Source organism: Pantoea sp. 18069 (assembly GCF_902706035.1).
Taxonomy (GTDB): Bacteria; Pseudomonadota; Gammaproteobacteria; order Burkholderiales; family Burkholderiaceae_C; genus Comamonas.
Genome location: NZ_CACSJA010000009.1, coordinates 1 through 18,130 on the forward strand (window position 1 = coordinate 1; position 18,130 = coordinate 18,130).

The following is an 18,130-nucleotide window of genomic DNA, read 5'->3' on the forward strand; positions in this document are numbered from 1 at the left end:
CACGGCTACGCCCAGCTGGACTTCGCCAGTCAAAGCGTCCACTGCCGCCACCTCGCGGACCAGCGCGAGCCCCGTAGTCTTGCTCCCCGGGTCGATTTTCAGACGCAGAGGCTGGAATTCGCAGTCGCCGGCCTGACGGTCGACCAGTCGGACGACCATAGGCAGGAGGCGATGCACGCGCGCCCGGCCGCGGTCCAGCAACAGCCGGGCCCGCTTTTCGGTGCACGGCATCAAAGCCTTGCCATGGATGTCCAACACAAAAACCGCCACATCGACTCCTGATCACAAGCGCTGCAATCTGTGCAGCCAGGCTGTCTTTCCAGCGGTCAGCCCTTACGGGCCTGGTGACGGGGCGCGTGATTTCTCACGAACCCGCTCCCCTCGGGAATGTCGACAACCGGCTCCAGCCTTTGCGGGCTGCGATCACGACCTTCGGACCTTTACCTTTGTCCTGCATGATCAAGATCTTGCAGAGCAGCGAACTGAGGAAGCATTCGCTGGTGCGTCTGAACGACCTGCTGTCAACGTAGCGGGTTGGGTACCGCTTTCCCTGGTCAATCTGGCTTGATTCCTTTCAGTTCCAAGCCCCGTCTTTTAGGGCGGGGTAATTGACCTCTTGAGCGTATCGATCTCGCCGCTTGCCCAGCGGCAGGCGCGCGACGGAATACACCGGTCGGCGCGCATGCATGGACCTGCGGCATGGCCGGCGCGCGTCCAGAGATTCTGGCCTGCCAGTCCGGCTGACCGGCCCGGTGTCGAACGCTGCTAGCGCCGCGGTCGCTGCGCCTGCGGCCAGACCACGCCGTTGTCGTTGAGGATGGCGTCCAGCGGCAGGTCGTGCGGCTCGGGCACGAAGTCGTCGAGGTAGCCGCAGGTAAAGCCCAGCCCCACGGTGAACGGGCGCGGCGTGAGCGTGGCCAGCGTGCGGTCGTAGAAACCGCCGCCATAGCCGAGCCGGTAGCCGCCCGGGGCATAACCGACGCAGGGCACGAACAGCAGCGTGGGCACGACCACTTCGGTGTCCTTGGGCTTGGGAATGCCGTAGGCATCCTCTTCCATCGGGCAGCCCGGGTACCAGAGGTGAAAGCTCAGGGTCTTGTGGACCTTGTCGATCACCGGCAGGCCTATGCGCCGGCGCTGGCCGTCGCGCTGCAGCTCGCCATCTTCCTTCCAGCGGTGCAGGGCTGGCAAGGGGTCAAACTCTCCTTTGATGGGCCAATAGGCGCCAATCACGGTATCGGGCCGATCAATGAGCCAAAATCGCATGACCTGTTGCAACAGGTCCGCGCGGTCCAGTCGATCCGTAAGGTTCAACCGCTGTTCGATCAATGCGCGCCGTAAGGCTGCTTTGTCCATCACATAATCCTCCATGCACTGGCTCAAGATTCTGACACCGCTTCTCGCGGCAACCCTCTGGACCACGGCTTCGCCGCTGGTGGTGGCACAAATCCGTGGCGACGATGCGTTGCTCGCCATGCAGCAAGCCTACCGCAAAGGCGACCGCAATCAGCTCGCTCAGCTGTTGCCCGCCGTGCGCGGCCACGGGCTCGAACCCTGGGGCGCCTACTGGGAGCTGCGCGCGCGGCTCAATGAGGCGCAGCCCGACGAGGTGCAGTCGTTCCTCAAACGCTGGGCCGGCAGCTACCACGAAGACCGGCTGCGCAACGACTGGCTGCTGCTGCTGGGCCAGCGCCGCGAATGGGGGCAGTTCGAGCAGATGCTGCCGGGCTACCGCATGCAGGATGACCGCGCGGTGCGCTGCTATGCGCTGACCATTGAGCAGATCGAAGGCCGCACCGGCGAGGCGCAGGCGCAGGAAGTGCGCGACCTCTGGTATGCCCAGCGCGATGCCGAAGATGCCTGCACCAACGCGGCCGCGAACTTCTATGCCGCCAAGCAGATGCCGGCCAGCGACATCTGGCGCAAGGCGCGCCTGGCCGCCGATGCCAACCGCCAGCGCGCGGTGCGCGATGCGGTGCAGATGGTCGCACCCGAGTCGCTGCCCCTGGTCAGCGAGCTGTTTGCGTCGCCGATCAAATTCCTCACGGGCCCGCGCATGGCGCGCGGCCAGGTGCGCAAGGAACTGGGCCTGCTGGCCTTGATCCGCCTGGCGGCCAACGACCCGGCCCAGGCCGCGGCCCAGCTCGAGAGCCGCTGGAACGGTGTGCTCACGGCCGAGGAGCGCAACTGGGCCTGGGCAGCGATCGGCAAGCAGGCCGCGTTCAAGCTGCAGCCCGAGGCCCAGGGCTATTTCGCCAACGTGCGCCAGGACAAGGACCTCAACGACGAACTGCTGGGCTGGAAAGTGCGCACCGCCTTGCGCGCCAGCCAGTGGCGCCAGGTCACGCGCGCCATCGATGCGATGAGCCCCCAGGGCCAGGCCGACAGCACCTGGGTCTACTGGAAAGCCAAATCGCTGCTGGCCCCGCATGGCGGCGACGCCGAGCGCGCCCAGGCGCGCCAGCTGTTCGAAAGCATTGCCGGGCCCGGCGGCTTCTACGAGCAGCTCGCGCTCGAGGAACTGGGCCAGCGCGTGACGGTGCCAGCCGCACCCGCGGCCATCACGGCGCAGGAAAAAGCGGCGGTGCTGGCCAACCCCGGGCTGCAGCGCGGCCTGCAGGCGATACAGCTGGGCCTGCGCAGCGAAGGTGTGCGCGAGTGGAATTACGCGACCAACCTGCACACGCCGGGCGGCATGGACGAACGCTCGCTGCTTGCCGCGGCCGAACTGGCCTGCCAGCGTGAAGTCTGGGACCGCTGCATCAACACCAGCGAGCGCACGCGCAGCGAAGTCGACTGGAACCAGCGCTACCCCATGCCGTTCCACGACACGGTGATCGCGCGTTCGCGCATGATCGGCCTCGACCCGGCCTATGTCTACGGACTGATACGCCAGGAAAGCCGCTTCATCATGAATGCGCGCTCGGGCGTCGGTGCTTCGGGCCTGATGCAGGTCATGCCCGCGACCGCGCGCTGGACCGCGCGCAAGATCGGCATGACGGACTTCACGCCGGGCATGATCAACGACCGCGAGGTCAACATCACCATAGGCACGGCCTACCTCAAGCTCGCGCTCGACGACTTCGACGGCTCGATGGCGATGGCCGCAGCCGGCTACAACGCCGGCCCGGGCCGCCCGCGCGCGTGGCGCAACGGGCCGGTGCTCGACGCCGCGATCTGGGCAGAGAACGTGCCGTTCACCGAAACGCGCGACTACGTGAAGAAGGTGCTGGCCAATACCACCGCCTACGCGGCGCTGATCTCCAGCCAGCCCCAGTCGCTCAAGTCGCGCCTGGGCACGGTGGGGCCGCGCCCGATCAACGAGCCCGAGCCCAACAAGGACTTGCCTTAAACGTTGTATAGCTGCCCGGCCTCGCGCCGGGCCGCACCCACGGCGACCAGTTCATCGACCAGGGCCGTGGTCCAGGCCGCGGGCGCGGTCTGCGAAAAATGCCGTGCATGCAGCTGCACCAGATAGGGCGTGGCCTCGGTCCAGGCCTGCAGCGCGCACGCGTCTATGTGCTGCCATTCCAGCAGCTTGAACTTGATCAGCACCTTGGCCGCATGGCGCGCGTGGCGCAGCGGCGACTGCACGAAGCCCGCAAGGCGTGCGCGCGCCGCAGCCAGCGCGGCCGCCACGTTCTGGAATATCGGGCCATGGCCGGGAATGACGGTCAAGGGCGCGAGACGCTCGATCAGGTCCAGCGTGGCGCCGACTTCGGCAAACGCGTCCTCGCCGTCGAGTTCGGGAAACACCACGCCAAAGCCTTTTTCCCAGAGCGCATCGGCCGAAATCAGCAGCCGGGCCTCGGGCTCGAACAGCACCACCGAATGCGGGTCGTGGCCGGGCGCGGCGTGGATCTGCCAGGGCCGCCCGCCCAGCGAGACGTCGCTGCCGGGCTGGAGCGTGGCGTCGATGCGAAAGCGCGGGCATTGCTGGCCCGTGGGCACATAGCCCAGCGCCTGTGCATCCCAGTCGCGCACCTGGGCCGCCTGGCCCGGCGCGATGGCGGTGTGCACGCCCGGCCAGGCCGCCTGCAGCGCGGCATTGCCGCCGCAGTGATCGCTGTGCAGATGGGTGTTGAGAATGCGCGCCAGCGGCTGCGTGCCCAGGGCCGAGCGCACCAGTTGCACGGTCTGTTCGGCATGGATGCAGTAGCCGGTGTCGACCAGCGCGGCGTCCGATGGCGCGGCGGCGTCGGGCCCGGTGAACAGCACGCTGTTCGCCGACAGCCAGCCGCGCTCGAGCACGGTCATTTCGGGCCACAGCGCGCCCGCGGCGTGAGCGCGGCTCACTGCGGCGAGCGCAGCGCGCGCCGCAGGATCTTGCCGACATTGGTCTTGGGCAGCGCGTCGCGGAACTCGATGTACTTGGGCCGCTTGTAGCCCGTGAGGTTTTCGCTGCAGTAGCGCAGCACCGCTTCCTCGTCGAGCGCCGTGCTGCTGCGCACGACGAACACCTTGATCGCCTCGCCCTGCTTTTCGTCGGGCACGCCTATGGCCGCGCATTCGACCACATGCGGGCACAGCGAAATCACGTTCTCGAGTTCGTTCGGATAGACGTTGAAGCCGCTGACCAGGATCATGTCCTTCTTGCGGTCGATGATGCGCACGCAGCCCTGGCCATCCATCTGGCCCACGTCGCCGGTGCGCAGGTAGCCGTCGTCGGTGAAGGCCTTGGCGGTTTCCTGCGGCTGGTTGTAATAGCCGGTCATCACATTCGGGCCCTGGATGCACAGCTCGCCCGGCAGACCCAGCGGCAGGTTCTGGCCGTTCTCGTCCTTGATGGTGATCGATATGCCCGGCAGCGGCAGGCCGATGTGGCCCGTGAACTCGGGGTTGGTGACGGGGTTGTTGGTGCCGATGGCGCAGGTTTCGCTCATGCCCCAGCCTTCGATCATGGTGCTGCCCGTGACTTTCTTCCACTCGCGCGCCGTGCCTTCGGACGCGGCCATGCCGCCGGCCTGGGTCAGGTACAGGCTGGAGAAATCGAGGGCGCGGAACTGCGGGTTCTGCAGCAGCGCGTTGAACAGCGTGTTCACGCCGGGCAGCAGGTGGAAGGGGCGTTTTTTCAGCACACCGACGAACTTGGCGATGTCGCGCGGGTTGGGAATCAGGCTCAGGCTCGAGCCCTGGCGGATGGCGAGCAGGCACAGCGTGAGCGCGAAGATATGGTAGAGCGGCAGCGCGGCGATGCTGTGCAGCTTGCGGCGGTCGGGCAGACTGCTCAGCGCGGGCGCGAACCAGGCTTCGGCCTGCAGCGTCGCGGCAATGATGTTGCGGTGCGTCAGGATCGCGCCCTTGGACAGTCCCGTGGTGCCGCCGGTGTATTGCAGGAAGGCGATCGAGTCCGGCGTCGCCGGGCTGGGGCGCAGCGTGCGCTGCGCGCCCAGCGCCAGCGCCTGGGGAAAGGTCGTGACCTGGCGGCCGTCTGTCAGCGCCAGCGTATAGGGCGGCACCATCTTTGCGAGATGGCGCGCGGCAAAGCGTATCCAGCGGCCATAGACCGGGCCCAGCAGGTCGCCCAGCGAAGTGATGCAGATCTGCTGGATGGGCGTGCGCTCGAGCACGCTGCCCAGCGTATGGGCGAAGTTCTCGAGGATGACGATGGCGCTCGCGCCCGAGTCCTTGAGCTGGTGCTCGAGTTCGCGCGCGGTGTAGAGCGGGTTGACGTTGACGCAGGTATAGCCCGCGCGCAGCACCGCGGCCATGGTCACGGCGAACTGCGGCACATTGGGCAGCATGATGGCCACGCGCGCACCGGGCTCCAGCCCCAGGCCCTGCAGCCAGGCACCGAGCTGCTGCGAGAGCTGGTCGAGCTCGCGGTAATGCATCCAGTGGTCCATGCAGACCGAAAACGGCTGGTCGGCGTTCTTCTTCAGCGATTCCTCGATCAGCTGGGCCACCGATCGGTAGGCACCGGCATCGATATCGTGGGGAACGTCAGCGGGATAGTTCTGCAGCCAGAGAGGATCCATGCGAGTACAGCCTTGAATGTCGGAAGAATGACCTGGCGCAGCAGGCCGCGATGGGATCTGCCCATTCTGGAGCCGCCAGCCCGGGCTGTCCCCCGGGCTTGTCCTAGGGAATGTCCCGGGGAGGACAGCGCAAGAGGGTTTCCGTTCGCCCTGAGCAAGGTAGGCGAGCCGAGGTCTCGCCATGCGTTAACAAGAAACAGCGGGGCTTGAGGGCAGGCCGTTCATGGTTCGACAGGCTCACCACGAATGGTTAGTCGGCGTTCGCCATTAACTTGTCGAAGAGACGTCGCTCGTCGCTGTTTCCCCAAATCGCGCGCTTTCTAAGTCATTGATTTATTTGGCAAAAAAAGCTGTTTCTTGAGAGTCTGTCGAAGGGCCAAAGGGCCAAAGGGCCAAAGGGCCAAAGGGCCAAAGGGCCAAAGGGCCAAAGGGCCAAAGGGCCAAAGGGCCAAAGGGCCAAAGGGGCGAAAGATGGGGGTCCGCCGATAGCCAAGGGCGGCGCGGCGTGGTAAACCGCAGGCATGACAGGTATGCAGGAATGAACGCACGCTGGCAGCAGGCCTCCATCCTCGGCGGCTGGGCACTGGCCGTGCTCTGGCTCTGGTGGCAATGGCCGCAGTCGCCCGCGCTGGCGCTGGGCGGTGTGCTGGCGCTGTTGCTGTTTCCCGCGTGGAGCATAGGCACGCAATTCGTCTGCCTGCTGCTGGCACCGCGCGACGCCATGGGCGAGCTGCCGCCGGTGGCGGCGCGCGCCATGCTGCGCGCCTTCCTGGCCGAAGTCGGGCTCGCCTACCGCATCTTCGGCTGGCGCCAGCCGTTTCGCACGCACGCGCTGGCCGATGACGTCGAGGCAGACGCAGGATCTGTGGGGGTGGTGCTGGTGCATGGCTATCTGTGCAACCGGGCTTTCTGGCAGCCCTGGCAGCGGCTGTTCGCGGCGCGCCGCATCCCCTGCATCGCGGTCACGCTCGAGCCGGCCTGGGGGTCGATCGACGACTGCGTGCCCGACCTGGATGCCGCCGTGCGGCGCATGGCCGGGATCTCGGGCCGCCCGCCCGTGGTGATCGGCCACAGCATGGGCGGGCTGGTGATACGCGCCTGGCTGCGCAGCCGCGGCGCTGTGGTCGCAGACGGCGTGAGCGAAGCCCAGGCCGCACAGCGTCTGCAGGCGCTGGTGGCGCGTGTGATCACGCTGGCCGCGCCGCACCGTGGCACCTGGATCGCGAATTTCAGCCACAGCCTCAACGGCCGGCAGATGCGCCTGGACAGCGACTGGCTGCGGACCCTGGCCGCCCAGGAACCACAGGCCCTGGCCGCGCGCATGACCTGCTGGTATTCGAACTGCGACAACCTGGTGATGCCCGCGCTTGCTGCGACCTACCCCGGCGCCGACAACCGGCTGATCGTCGACCAGGCCCATGTGCAACTGGTGTTCGACGCGCAGCTCATGCAGGACTGCGCCGCGCTGGTGGAGCAGGCCTAGCCGTTGGCGGGTGCCGCCTGCGGCGCAATGATCTGCCCGTCGGCCGAGAACTCGGGCAGGGCGCGCAGCTGCGCGTACAGCGGCGCGAAGTCGGCTTCGGTCATGTCGAACAGCTGCTGCAGGTCGTCGATCACGAAATAGGTCTGCTGGTAGCTGTCGATCTTGTAGCGCGAGCGCATCGCGCGTTCCACGGTGAGCGGCAGGCGCTGCGGTTGCGGGCTTTCGACCGAATGGACCAGCTCGCCACCCGAGCTCAGGATGCCCGCGCCATAGGCGCGCAGGCCGCCGGCCTCGCGTATCAGTCCGAACTCTATCGTGTACCAGTACAGCCGCGCGAGCATTTCGCAGGCGCCCAGGCTGTGCGCCTTGATGCCGCCCTGGCCATAGCGCTGCACATAGTCGGCGAGCTGCGGGTTGAACAGCAGCGGCACATGGCCGAACAGGTCGTGGAAGATGTCGGGCTCGACGATGTAGTCGAACTCGGCCGGCGTGCGTATCCAGTCGGTGACCGGAAAGCGGCGCGCGGCGAGCAGCTCGAAGAACGCCAGCTCGGGAATCAGCCCGGGCACGGCGACGATCTGCCAGCCCGTGGCCGGCATCAGCCGCGTGTTGATGTCCTCGAAGCGCGGAATGCGCTCATGGGACCCGAGCGACGGCAGCGCGGCGATGAACTCCGCGCAGGCGCGCCCCGGCAGCAGCGCCGACTGGCGCGCGTGCAGACGCCGGTAGGTGTCGTGGTCGGTTTCGGTATAGGCCGCGTAATCCTGGGCGCAGGTGTAGTCGCCCGCGGCGCGGCTGTAGTCGCCGCGCGGCGGGCGCTCGGATTGTCCGTAGACCACTGGAGCTTGTCCCATGGCTTTTCTCCCGGGGAAGGCACTTGCCTCAGAGCACGCCGCGGCGCATCTGGTCGAGCTCTATGCTCTCGAACAGCGCCTTGAAGTTGCCGTTGCCGAAGCCGTCGTCGCCCTTGCGCTGGATGAACTCGAAGAAGATGGGGCCGAGCTGGTTCTCGCTGAAGATCTGCAGCAAGATGGCGTCCTTCTTGCCGTCGATCAGGATCTTGCGCTGGTGCAACTGGTCCAGCGGCTCGCCGTGGCCGGGAATGCGCTGGTCGACGAGTTCATAGTAGGTGTCTATGGTGTCGAGCAGGCGCACGCCGCTGGTGCGCAGCGCGTCGACGGTCGCGTAGAGGTTGTCCGAGCCCATGGCGATGTGCTGAATGCCTTCGCCGTGGTAGGAGTCCAGGTACTCCTGGATCTGGCCGGCCTTTTCCTTGCCCTCTTCGTTGATCGGAATGCGGATCTTGCCGCAGGGGCTGGTCATGGCCTTGCTCTTGACGCCCGTGACCTGGCCTTCGATGTCGAAGTACCTGATCTCGCGGAAGTTGAACAGCCGCTCGTAGAAGTCGGCCCATTCGTTCATGCGGCCGCGGTGCACGTTGTGCGTCAGGTGGTCGATATAGGTCAGGCCGTGGCCGCGCGGGGTCAGCATCTCTTCGGTGGTGACGCCCGGCAGCGGCACGAAGTCGACGTCGAAGAAGCCGATGTTGCCGATGTCGCCGGGCTTGGCGCCGTTCTTGCCGTGCCAGCGGTCGACCAGGTAGATGCGGCTGTCGCCCACGCCCTTGATCGCCGGGATGTTGAGTTCGCCGGGCGTGTGCGTGCCTTCATGGCCCCAGGCGCCCAGATCGAGCGCGCGCTCGTAGGCCGCCTTGGCGTCGTCGACGCGAAACGCGATCGCGCAGACGCTGGGGCCGTGCAGCCGCGCGAAGCGCTGGGCGAAGCTGTCGGGCTCGGCGTTGATGATGAAGTTGATCTCGCCCTGGCGGTAGAGCGTCACGTTCTTGCGGCGGTGCCTGGCCACGGCCTTGAAGCCCATGCTTTCGAAGACCTGGCCCATGGCGACCGGATCGGGCGCCGCATATTCGATGAACTCGAAGCCGTCCGTGCCCATGGGGTTGTCCCAGGCGGCGGTGGAAGAGGGCGTGGACGGGGCGGTGTTCAAGGGAAGCGGGGCATTCATGGTGGTGTCTCCTGCCGGGGTGGCGGTCGGTGGGTATGGAGTCCACTGTAGAACTTGCTGGCCGTGAATTCCTGCGTTGTTGCACAGATGTACGCGCCAGATTTGCATGAAAAGTGCAAGGAAGACACATTTCATGCAGTTTTTGAGGGTGATTCGGGGAAACCCTGGGTGTTTTTGCCCGCATCCGTAGAATGCCGGCCATGAGCGCAACGCAAGCAATCGACAAACTGGACCGTGCCATTCTGCGGCGCCTGCAGGAAAACGGCCGCGAAACCTATGACGTGATCGGCGAGCAGGTCGGCCTTTCGCCCAGTGCCGTGCTGCGCCGCGTCAAGCGGCTCGAAGAAGCGGGCGTGATCGACCGCTATGTCGCGCTGGTGCGCCCCGAGACCGTGGGCCTGGGCCTGACCGCCTATCTCAACGTGCGGCTAGAGAAGTACACCGAAACCAGCAAGCGCAATCCCATGGATGTGTTCCGCGCCAGCGTGCAGACCTGGCCCGAAGTCGTCGAATGCGCGTCGCTGACCGGCGAGATGGACTATCTGCTGCGCGTCGTGGTCAGCGACATGGCGCATTACAGCCGCTTCATCATGGACACGCTGCTCAAGCACCCGAGCGTGCAGGACTGCAAAACCAGCTTTGTGCTGGACCGCGTCAAGGCGACGACGGCCGTGCCGGTCTAGCCTGCCCTCGGCCCTTCGTCAGCCGTTCGTTCTGAGCGAGGCGAAGCCTCGCCAGGCGTTATCAAGCAACAGCGTGGCATGAGGGCAGGCCGTTCATGGTTCGACGGGTTCACCACGAACGGGGGGAGTGCGGCCCGCAACGAACGGCCTGCGCTCAAGCCATGCGCACTGAAAGCGTTGCAAGCTCGCATCGTTTGCATGCTGCACTGCAACATGTTTCTTGAAGGGTATAGGGTAATCCCCTATATTCGAGGCATGAACGTTTCTATTGACTGGTTGAGGTCTTCCTGGCGCGCGGGCACGCAGATGTTGCGCCCGGTTGCCAGCCCGTCACCCCGCTTCATCACCTTGGGCCGTCCTGCCATGGTTCCTATTCGCACCTTGGGTGCGCGCCACCGCCACAGCGTGGGCCGCCATCTGCTCAAGCTCGACACTGCCGACCGTTACCTGCGTTTTGGCTATGCGGCCAGCGACGAGCAGGTGCTGCGTTATGTGCAGCAGCTCGATTTCGACCGCGACCAGGTATTCGGCATCTACAACCGGCGCCTGGAGCTGATCGCCATGGCGCACCTCGCCTATGGGCCCCATCCCGAGCACCATCGCTGCGCCGAGTTCGGCGTGTCCGTGCTCAAGCAGGCGCGTGGCAAGGGCCTGGGCAAGCGTCTGTTCGACCATGCGATCGTGCATGGGCGCACGCGCGGCGTGAGCATGATGTTCATCCATGCGCTGTCCGAGAACACCGCGATGCTCAAGATCGCGCGCAAGGCCGGTGCCGTGGTCACGCGCGACGGCTCGGAGTCCGAAGCCTATCTGCAGCTGCCGCCTGCGGGCATAGACACGCACATGGAGCAGATGCTCAACCAGCAGGTCGCCGAAGTCGACTACCAGCTCAAGAAGCAGGCCAGGCAGTTCTGGAGCTTTCTGGCGGGCATGCAGGAGATTCGCCAGGGCATGCGCGAAGGCCGCCACAAGACCGGGGCCTGAGGCGCGGCAGCCGCGGCCATGGCGCGCCTTGGGCGCCAAGAGGGCCATGGCGCAACGGGGATTTCTCGCAAACGCCACACATCAAACGCGGGCAATCCGCTATCCTTGCAGCTTGTTCCACTACCGCACGTCCTGCATTCCAAGACAGTGTCAGACCCGCATTCTGCTCGTTCTTCCGAAAAGGAAGACAAGCGCAGTTTTCTGCAAAAAGTCGCTGAATTCATCCATCCGGCCCCCGAGTCCACCGATGAATTGATCGAAACCCTGGCGGAAGCCGAAGACAAGCAAGTCATTGGCGCCGATTCCCGCGTAATGCTCGAACGCGTGATCCGGATGGCCGACATGACGGCCGGCGACGTGATGGTCGCCTCGACACGGATGGACCTCGTCAACATCGACGATCCTTTCGACGTCATCCTGCACCAGGTCATCACCACCGCCCATTCGCGCTTTCCCATCTACCAGGGCGAGCGGGAAAACATCATCGGCATCCTGCTGGCCAAGGACCTTCTCAAGCTCCAGCGCGCCCCCGAACTCAATCTGCGCGCGCTGCTGCGCCCCGCGGTGTTCGTTCCCGAGAGCAAGGGCCTGCACGATCTGCTGCGCGAGTTCCGCGGCAACCGCAGCCACCTGGCGATCGTCATCGACGAGTTCGGCCGCGTTGCCGGCCTGGTCACCATCGAGGACGTGCTCGAGGAAATCGTCGGCGAGATCGAAGACGAGTTCGACATTCCCGAAGACGAAGGCGACATCTTCGCGCTGGCCGACAGCAGCTACCGTGTCTCGGGCGACACGTCGGTCGAGCGCGTGGCCGAAGCATTCGATGTGGTCCTCCAGGCCACCGACCCCGAAGACGATTTCGAGACCATAGGCGGGCTGATTGCGCATGAAATGGGCCATGTGCCCAAGCGTGGCGAATACCTGCAGATGAAGGGCCTGGGCTTCACCGTGCTGCACACCAAGGGCGGTGCCGTGCGCTGGTTCCGCGTGGTGCGCGAGCATGCGCCGGACAGCCTGGTGAGCAACTGAACGCCCGCATGGCTTTGCTTTCGCCCGGCCGCGCGGCCTTCTGGCTGCCGGCGGCCGTCGTGGCCGCCGCGGGCCTGGCCCAGGCGCTGTCGATCGCCTGGCCCGCAGGAGGGCAGCCGCTGTGGTGGCTGCAGATCCTGTCGCTGGCGCTGTTCGCCCATGGCCTGCGCGCCGTGGCGGCGCCGCGGCGCGCCGCGGCGCTCGCCTTCGTGTTCGCCACCTGCTGGCTGGCCGCGACGTTCTGGTGGCTGTTCATCTCCATGCACACCTATGGCGGCCTGCCCGCGCCGCTGGCGGTGCTGGCGGTGCTCGGACTGGCCGCGTTTCTCGGCAGCTATTACGCGCTCGCGGCCTGGGCCTTTGCGCGCTTGAAACCTTCGGGCGCGCTGGCCTCGGCGCTGCTGTTTGCGGCCTGCTGGACGCTGGCCGAACTGGCACGCGGCAGTCTCTTCACCGGCTTTCCCTGGGGCGCGGGCGGCTATGCCCATGTCGACGGGCCGCTGTCCGTGCTGCCGCGCTGGCTGGGCGTCTACGGCACCGGGGCCGTCGCGGCCGCGCTCGCCTATGGGCTGGCCGGGCTGCGGGCCCGGCATCTGCGCCAGGCGCGCAGCGGGGCGCTGCTGCTGGCCGGCGCGGCGCTGCTCGCCGGCCTGTTCTGGCAGCGTGACTGCGCGCTGCGCGCCTGCCTGGCCGCCGCGCCGGCCGCACAGCCAGGCGCGATCAGCGTGGCCCTGCTGCAGGGCAATATCCCCCAGGACGAGAAATTCGAGCCCGGCAGCGGCGTGCCGCTGGCGCTGGACTGGTATTCGCGTGCGCTGCGCAGCACCGATGCCCAACTGGTGGTCGCGCCCGAAACCGCGATTCCGCTGCTGCCCCAGCAACTGCCGCTCGACTACATGGCGATACTGCAGCAGCATTTCAGCCAGGGCCCGCAGGCCGCGCTGATCGGCATTCCGCTGGGCAACCCGCTCGAAGGCTATGCCAATGCCGTGATCGGCCTGGTGCCGGGCGAGGCCTCGGTATACCGCTACGACAAGCACCATCTGGTGCCGTTCGGCGAATTCATCCCGCCGCTGTTTCGCTGGTTCACCGAGATGATGAACATCCCCTTGGGCGACTTCAACCGCGGCAGCCTGGACCAGCCTTCCATGGACTGGGCCGGCCAGCGGCTCGCGCCCAACATCTGCTATGAAGATTTGTTCGGCGAGGAACTTGGGCTGCGGTTTCGCGATCCGAGCACGGCGCCGACGATTTTCGTCAACGTGAGCAATATCGGCTGGTTCGGCGACAGCGTCGCCATCGACCAGCATCTGGCGATCAGCCGCATGCGCGCGCTCGAGTTCGAGCGGCCCATGCTGCGCGCCACGAATACCGGCGCCACGGTGATCATCGACCACCATGGCGACGTGACCCAGGCGCTCGCGCCGCATGAGCGCGGCGTGCTGTCCGGCAGTGTCCAGGGACGCGACGGAATCACGCCTTTTGCGCGCTGGGTGCGCTGGGCCGGACAGCTGCCGCTATGGCTGTTGGCCGCGCTGGCACTGGGCTGTGCAGCCTGGCGACAGCGAAAGTTCAGCCAGGGCAAGTAGACTGTCGTCTTTTGAAGTATCCGTGTTCTTTTGCATTTGCAGGGTCTTTGCGGTTATACGGCGCCGCCGTGGGCCGGATAATGCGCGCCTGTGGCGCTGCGAAATGCTGCGAATCACGCGACAACGAAGCGGTGAGTGCACCGCTGTGGAGCAAGTTTGATAATGGCCGATTCCTTTTCCTACCAGCAACTGATCGCCTCCGGCGAGGGCAAGCTGTTCACTCCTGATTCCGGGCGCCTGCCTTTGCCTCCCATGCTGATGTTCGATCGCATCACGCACATCGCCAGCGAAGGCGGCGAGCATGGTCTGGGCAAGATCGTGGCCGAACTCGACGTGAACCCCGACCTGTGGTTTTTCAAATGCCATTTCCAGGGCGATCCGGTGATGCCGGGCTGCCTGGGGCTCGACGCCATGTGGCAGTTGATTGGCTTTTACCTGACCTGGCTGCAACTGCCCGGTCGTGGCCGTGCGCTCGGCGCCGGCGAAGTCAAGTTCACCGGCGAAGTGGGGCCCGACGTCAAGTTGGTGACCTACGAAATCGACATCAAACGCCTGATCAAGCGCAAACTCAACATGGCCATCGGCGACGCACGCCTGCTGGCCGACGGCAAGCTCATCTATACGGCAACCGACCTGCGCGTGGGTTTGTTCATGCGTGAGGGCAAAACCGAAGGATCTGCAGAATGAAGCGTCGGGTTGTGATTACGGGCACGGGCATCGTCTCGTGCATCGGTAACGACAATGCAGCGGTCGAGGCCTCGCTGCGCGAGAGCCGTTCGGGCATTCGGGCCATGCCCGAGTTCACCGAACTGGGCATGCGCAGCCAGGTGGCCGGCATTCCGCAAATTGATGTCGAGGCATTGATCGACCGCAAGCAGTTGCGTTTCATGGGCGATGCGGCGGCCTATGCGCAGATTGCGCTGACCCAGGCCATCGCCGAGGCCGGACTCACACCCGAGCAGGTTTCCCATCCGCGCACCGGCCTGATCATGGGCTCGGGCGGCGGCTCGCCCGCCAACCAGATCGAAGCCGCGGACACGCTGCGCGAAAAAGGCATACGCCGCGTCGGCCCCTACCAGGTCACGCGCTGCATGAGCTCCACGGTCTCGGCCTGCCTGTCGACGAATTTCGCCATCAAGGGCATCAACTACTCGATCACCTCGGCCTGCTCGACTTCGGCGCACTGCATAGGCTCCGCGGCCCAGCAGATCGCCTGGGGCATGCAGGACGTGATGTTCGCCGGCGGCGGCGAAGAGCTGTCCTGGGGCATGTCGCTGCTGTTCGACGGCATGGGCGCGATGTCCAGCAAGTACAACGCCACGCCCGAGAAGGCCGCACGCGCCTATGACGCCAACCGCGATGGCTTCGTGATCGCCGGCGGCGGCGGCGCCGTGGTGCTCGAAAGCCTGGAGCATGCGCTCGCGCGCGGCGCCAACATCCTCGGCGAAGTCGTGGGCTTCGGCGCCACGTCCGACGGCGAGGACATGGTCGCGCCTTCGGGCGACGGCGCCATTGCCTGCATGCGCCAGGCCATCGAAGGCCTGGACGGCCCCATCGACTACATCAACACCCACGGCACTTCGACCCCGGTCGGTGACGTGCCCGAACTGCGCGCCATCCGCGAAGTCTTCGGTGAACAGGTTCCGCCGTTCTCGTCGACCAAGTCGCTGACCGGCCACTCGCTGGGCGCGACCGGCGTGCAGGAAGCGATCTACTGCCTGCTGATGCTCAACAAGGGCTTCATCGCCGGCTCGGCCAACGTCGAGACGCCCGACCCCGCGGTCGAAGGCATGCCGCTGGTCACCGAGACCCGCGACGCCCCGCTGCGCCAGGTGCTGTCCAACAGCTTCGGCTTTGGCGGCACGAACGCCAGCCTGGTGCTGCGCCGCTGGGAAGGCGCGTAAGCCCTCGGCCGCCCTGCGGCCAGACAAACCCCGTCGCCGTCACCGGCCACGGGGTTTTGTTTTGTCCGGGCTATTGCATCGCCGACAACAGCAGCACCCCGATCAGCAACGCAAACAGCACCGCCAGCGTGATCTTCACCCAGCTGTACGGCTGCTCGCCCGCGATCTGGCCGGTGTAGCCGTTGGCGACGATCTGGTAGTTCTTGCGGCCGTAGGTGTAGCCTACGAGCCAGACCGGCATCAGCGTGTGCTTGAAGGTGCGGCCCTGGTAGCGGCTTTGCACGCGCAGGTTGCGCTGGGTGTCGCCCGGCACCTGGCGCGCGCACATCTGCCGCACTGCGGCGTCCATGTCCTGCTGGTTGAGTTGCGCGGCCTGGCCCAGGTCGACCTGGTAGCGTTCCACGGTCCAGCCGCGCACGAACTCGGGCGTATAGGGCTTGAGGTCGGTCGTGGTCGGGAAGGGCTCGATCCTGCGCAGCAGCGCGGCGTGCACACCCACCGTGCCCGGCACCAGCGCGTCGTCGAAGAAATGCGCGAGTTGCCCTGCGGCCGGCTCCCAGCGCACATGCTGGACCTGGCGCGTCTGGGAGTTGCCATTGGCGTCGCGGTAGGTTTCGGTGGTGTAGTAGTAGAAGCCGGCATCGGCCTGCCAGGTGGCCTGCACATGGGCGTCGAACGTCCAGTAGGGCAGGTACAGGCCCTTGAGCGTGTCGGTCAGCGCGGCGTTCCTGAGCTTGTTCGGCGCGAACCAGCGCGAGCCATACCATTGGCGGATCGCGTCGCGGATCTGGCCGTCGCTGATCCTGAACGGCAGAATGCTTTGCGGCGTGATCGCGTCGTTGCGTTCCTCGTGCGCGACGATGGCCGGCGAGCCGCAGAAATCGCAGCGCTGGGCCGTGCGCCCGTCGACGAACACCGAGATCGCGCGGCAGTTTTGGCATTGCACTTCGCGCCGTTGCGGGCCCCAGCCCCGGCCGGCCTGCGGGCTTTGCAGCGCCGCGGCCAGGTCCTGCTCGACCACGGCGTTGCCCAGTTCCTCGCGCTGCGCTTCGCTCCAGGGCACGAGCGTGCCGCAGTAGGGGCAGCGCAGCGACTGGGCCTTGGGGTTCCATTCGAGGTTGGCGCCGCATTCGGGGCAGGGATGCTTGCCGACCAGCGCGGGCCGCGGCGTTTCGGCCACGGCCGAATAGCCGGCGTCAGGAGAGCGGGAAGGTTCTGGGGTCACGGCCAAGCCACCTTGGCGCCGCAAGGGCGCCGGTCAATCTGCTGGAAGGGGCTGGCTCAGCCGCGCAGGAATTCGTCCAGCGCAGTTTGCGCAATGCGCCAGCTGCTGCCGATCTTGCGTGCCTTGAGGTGGCCGGCCTCGATTTCAGACATCACGTCGTCGAGGCCCACGCCCAGCAACTGCGCGGCCTGCTCGGGCGTGAGCACCTGCAGCGCGGCCGGGGCTGCGGCCGGTGTCTGGGTGGCCTGGGCGGCCGCGGGTGAAAATGCGTCCGCTGGCGCGACTGCGCCGGCATTGGCCGTACCGGCAACGCCTGCCGTGCCCACGCCGGCCGGCGCCGACTGCATGCTGCGCATCATTTCCTGCGCCATGCCAAAGCCCATGGCCATGGTCGCGGGCATGGTGGCCGCGGCGCTGCCTTCGCCGCCGGCCGCCATGGCCTGGCCCATCTGGTACTTCACATAGTCGTTGAGGTTGCCGATCGCGCCCATGCTCGAGCGCTTGTCGATCGCCTGCTCGACTTCGGGCGGCACCGACACGTTCTCGAGAATGAAGCTGCTGATCTCCAGGCCATACTTCTCGCGCATCGCCGGGTTGATCAGCTGCAGCAGCGCATCGCCCAGGTCGCTGTAGCGCGTGGCGACGTCGAGCACCGGTACATGCGCCTTGGCCAGCGCTTCGGTGAACACGCTGACGATGCGCGAGCGCATGGTGTCGGCGAACTCGTCGAGGCGGAAGTTCTGGTCGGTGCCCGCGACTTCCTTGAGGAACTTGGGTGCCTCGACGATGCGGAAGTCGTAGGAGCCGAAAGCGCGGATGCGGACCACGCCGAAGTCCTTGTCGCGCAGCATCACCGGGTTGGCCGTGCCCCATTTGTTGCCGGTGAACAGCCGCGTGTTGAGGTAGTAGACGTCGCACTTGAACGGCGACTGGAAGCCGTACTTCCAGCCCTGCAGCGTCGACAGGATGGGAATGTTCTGCGTGCTCAGCGTATGCCGGCCCGGCTGGAACAGGTCGGCGAACTGGCCTTCGGAGACGAACTGCACCTGCTGCGACTCGCGCACGATGAGCTGGGCGCCGTTCTTGATTTCCTTGTCTTCGTCGGGCCAGCGGTAGGACAGGGTGTCGCGCGAATCATCGGTCCATTCGATGACCTCGATCAGTTGCTTGGTGATGATTTTCAACAGACTCATGGCTGGCCTTGGCGGAGTGGAAAACGTGCAGCCCATTGTA

At 66.1% G+C, this 18,130-nt stretch carries 16 protein-coding genes; 8 read left to right on the forward strand and 8 right to left on the reverse strand.

The genetic code is table 11. The features are described 5' to 3' along the window. Positions 1-270: RRXRR domain-containing protein (locus GVL12_RS09160; RefSeq protein WP_200843621.1), on the reverse strand; the 270-nt coding region annotated here is incomplete at its 3' end. Positions 271-765: 495 nt separating this feature from the next. Then, positions 766-1,476 (reverse strand): 5-formyltetrahydrofolate cyclo-ligase, encoded by a 711-nt coding sequence (locus tag GVL12_RS09165; RefSeq protein WP_306770588.1) that lies wholly within the window; start codon positions 1,474-1,476, stop codon positions 766-768. On the opposite strand from GVL12_RS09165, the gene GVL12_RS09170 reads away from it, so the two are divergent. Further along, positions 1,370-3,352 carry a lytic transglycosylase domain-containing protein gene (locus GVL12_RS09170; protein ID WP_159913088.1) on the forward strand — a complete coding sequence of 661 codons (1,983 nt, stop codon included), beginning with the start codon at positions 1,370-1,372 and terminating at the stop codon, positions 3,350-3,352. The two genes, GVL12_RS09165 and GVL12_RS09170, sit on opposite strands and share 107 nt — an antisense overlap. Here GVL12_RS09170 and GVL12_RS09175 read toward each other — a convergent pair. After that, positions 3,349-4,296 carry an MBL fold metallo-hydrolase gene (locus GVL12_RS09175; protein WP_200843623.1) on the reverse strand — a complete coding sequence of 316 codons (948 nt, stop codon included), beginning with the start codon at positions 4,294-4,296 and terminating at the stop codon, positions 3,349-3,351. The genes GVL12_RS09170 and GVL12_RS09175 overlap by 4 nt on opposite strands. Continuing rightward, positions 4,293-5,978: an AMP-binding protein gene (locus GVL12_RS09180; RefSeq protein WP_159913090.1), complete on the reverse strand. Its 1,686-nt coding sequence runs from the start codon at positions 5,976-5,978 to the stop codon at positions 4,293-4,295. The genes GVL12_RS09175 and GVL12_RS09180 overlap by 4 nt, the downstream gene beginning before the upstream one ends. Positions 5,979-6,516: 538 nt before the next feature. Between GVL12_RS09180 and GVL12_RS09185 the strand changes: the two genes are divergently transcribed. Then, positions 6,517-7,461: a triacylglycerol lipase gene (locus tag GVL12_RS09185; protein ID WP_159913092.1), complete on the forward strand. Its 945-nt coding sequence runs from the start codon at positions 6,517-6,519 to the stop codon at positions 7,459-7,461. Here the strand turns inward: GVL12_RS09185 and phhA are convergent. Together phhA and hppD are read right to left on the reverse strand one after the other, a co-directional pair. Further along, positions 7,458-8,315 (reverse strand): phenylalanine 4-monooxygenase, encoded by an 858-nt coding sequence (gene phhA / locus GVL12_RS09190; protein ID WP_159913094.1) that lies wholly within the window; start codon positions 8,313-8,315, stop codon positions 7,458-7,460. The two genes, GVL12_RS09185 and phhA, sit on opposite strands and share 4 nt — an antisense overlap. A 28-nt stretch (positions 8,316-8,343) precedes the next feature. Beyond that, the gene (gene hppD, locus GVL12_RS09195) at positions 8,344-9,483 is read right to left on the reverse strand and encodes a 4-hydroxyphenylpyruvate dioxygenase (RefSeq protein ID WP_159913096.1); all 1,140 of its coding nucleotides are present in this window, start codon (positions 9,481-9,483) and stop codon (positions 8,344-8,346) included. A 200-nt stretch (positions 9,484-9,683) separates the two neighbouring features. Here hppD and GVL12_RS09200 point away from each other — a divergent pair, with 200 nt between their 5' ends. From GVL12_RS09200 to fabB, 6 genes are all read left to right on the forward strand, one after another. Then, a complete protein-coding gene (locus GVL12_RS09200; protein ID WP_159913098.1) occupies positions 9,684-10,166 on the forward strand; it encodes an Lrp/AsnC family transcriptional regulator in 483 nt (160 codons plus the stop codon). Between the two features lie 363 nt (positions 10,167-10,529). Then, a complete protein-coding gene (locus GVL12_RS09205) occupies positions 10,530-11,150 on the forward strand; it encodes a GNAT family N-acetyltransferase (RefSeq protein ID WP_200843624.1) in 621 nt (206 codons plus the stop codon). Positions 11,151-11,297: 147 nt separating this feature from the next. Further along, positions 11,298-12,179 (forward strand): HlyC/CorC family transporter, encoded by an 882-nt coding sequence (locus tag GVL12_RS09210; RefSeq protein WP_159913102.1) that lies wholly within the window; start codon positions 11,298-11,300, stop codon positions 12,177-12,179. Between the two features lie 8 nt (positions 12,180-12,187). After that, positions 12,188-13,768, forward strand: a complete 1,581-nt coding sequence (gene lnt / locus GVL12_RS09215) for an apolipoprotein N-acyltransferase (RefSeq protein ID WP_159913104.1) — start codon at positions 12,188-12,190, stop codon at positions 13,766-13,768. Between the two features lie 162 nt (positions 13,769-13,930). Next, positions 13,931-14,455, forward strand: coding sequence for a bifunctional 3-hydroxydecanoyl-ACP dehydratase/trans-2-decenoyl-ACP isomerase (gene fabA / locus GVL12_RS09220; RefSeq protein ID WP_159913106.1), 525 nt, complete (start codon positions 13,931-13,933; stop codon positions 14,453-14,455). Next, entirely contained in the window at positions 14,452-15,672 is a 1,221-nt protein-coding gene (gene fabB, locus GVL12_RS09225) for a beta-ketoacyl-ACP synthase I (protein WP_159913108.1), read from the forward strand. The genes fabA and fabB overlap by 4 nt, the downstream gene beginning before the upstream one ends. A 70-nt stretch (positions 15,673-15,742) precedes the next feature. Here the strand turns inward: fabB and GVL12_RS09230 are convergent, their stop codons facing one another. Both GVL12_RS09230 and GVL12_RS09235 read right to left on the reverse strand, forming a co-directional pair. Then, on the reverse strand, positions 15,743-16,897 hold the full coding sequence (locus GVL12_RS09230; protein WP_200843625.1) for a TFIIB-type zinc ribbon-containing protein: 1,155 nt from the start codon (positions 16,895-16,897) through the stop codon (positions 15,743-15,745). A gap of 56 nt (positions 16,898-16,953) precedes the next feature. Beyond that, positions 16,954-18,090: an SPFH and helix-turn-helix domain-containing protein gene (locus GVL12_RS09235; protein ID WP_159913110.1), complete on the reverse strand. Its 1,137-nt coding sequence runs from the start codon at positions 18,088-18,090 to the stop codon at positions 16,954-16,956. Positions 18,091-18,130: the final 40 nt, after the last annotated feature.

Coding starts and splice junctions, on each gene's coding strand:
- GVL12_RS09170 (WP_159913088.1), top strand. CDS start 1,370: ATGCACTGGCTCAAGATTCTGACACCGCTTCTCGCGGCAACCCTCTGG.
- GVL12_RS09165 (WP_306770588.1), bottom strand. CDS start 1,476: ATGGCGAGCAACGCATCGTCGCCACGGATTTGTGCCACCACCAGCGGC.
- GVL12_RS09180 (WP_159913090.1), bottom strand. CDS start 5,978: ATGGATCCTCTCTGGCTGCAGAACTATCCCGCTGACGTTCCCCACGAT.
- GVL12_RS09185 (WP_159913092.1), top strand. CDS start 6,517: ATGAACGCACGCTGGCAGCAGGCCTCCATCCTCGGCGGCTGGGCACTG.
- phhA (WP_159913094.1), bottom strand. CDS start 8,315: ATGGGACAAGCTCCAGTGGTCTACGGACAATCCGAGCGCCCGCCGCGC.
- hppD (WP_159913096.1), bottom strand. CDS start 9,483: ATGAATGCCCCGCTTCCCTTGAACACCGCCCCGTCCACGCCCTCTTCC.
- GVL12_RS09200 (WP_159913098.1), top strand. CDS start 9,684: ATGAGCGCAACGCAAGCAATCGACAAACTGGACCGTGCCATTCTGCGG.
- GVL12_RS09205 (WP_200843624.1), top strand. CDS start 10,530: ATGGTTCCTATTCGCACCTTGGGTGCGCGCCACCGCCACAGCGTGGGC.
- lnt (WP_159913104.1), top strand. CDS start 12,188: ATGGCTTTGCTTTCGCCCGGCCGCGCGGCCTTCTGGCTGCCGGCGGCC.
- fabA (WP_159913106.1), top strand. CDS start 13,931: ATGGCCGATTCCTTTTCCTACCAGCAACTGATCGCCTCCGGCGAGGGC.
- fabB (WP_159913108.1), top strand. CDS start 14,452: ATGAAGCGTCGGGTTGTGATTACGGGCACGGGCATCGTCTCGTGCATC.
- GVL12_RS09235 (WP_159913110.1), bottom strand. CDS start 18,090: ATGAGTCTGTTGAAAATCATCACCAAGCAACTGATCGAGGTCATCGAA.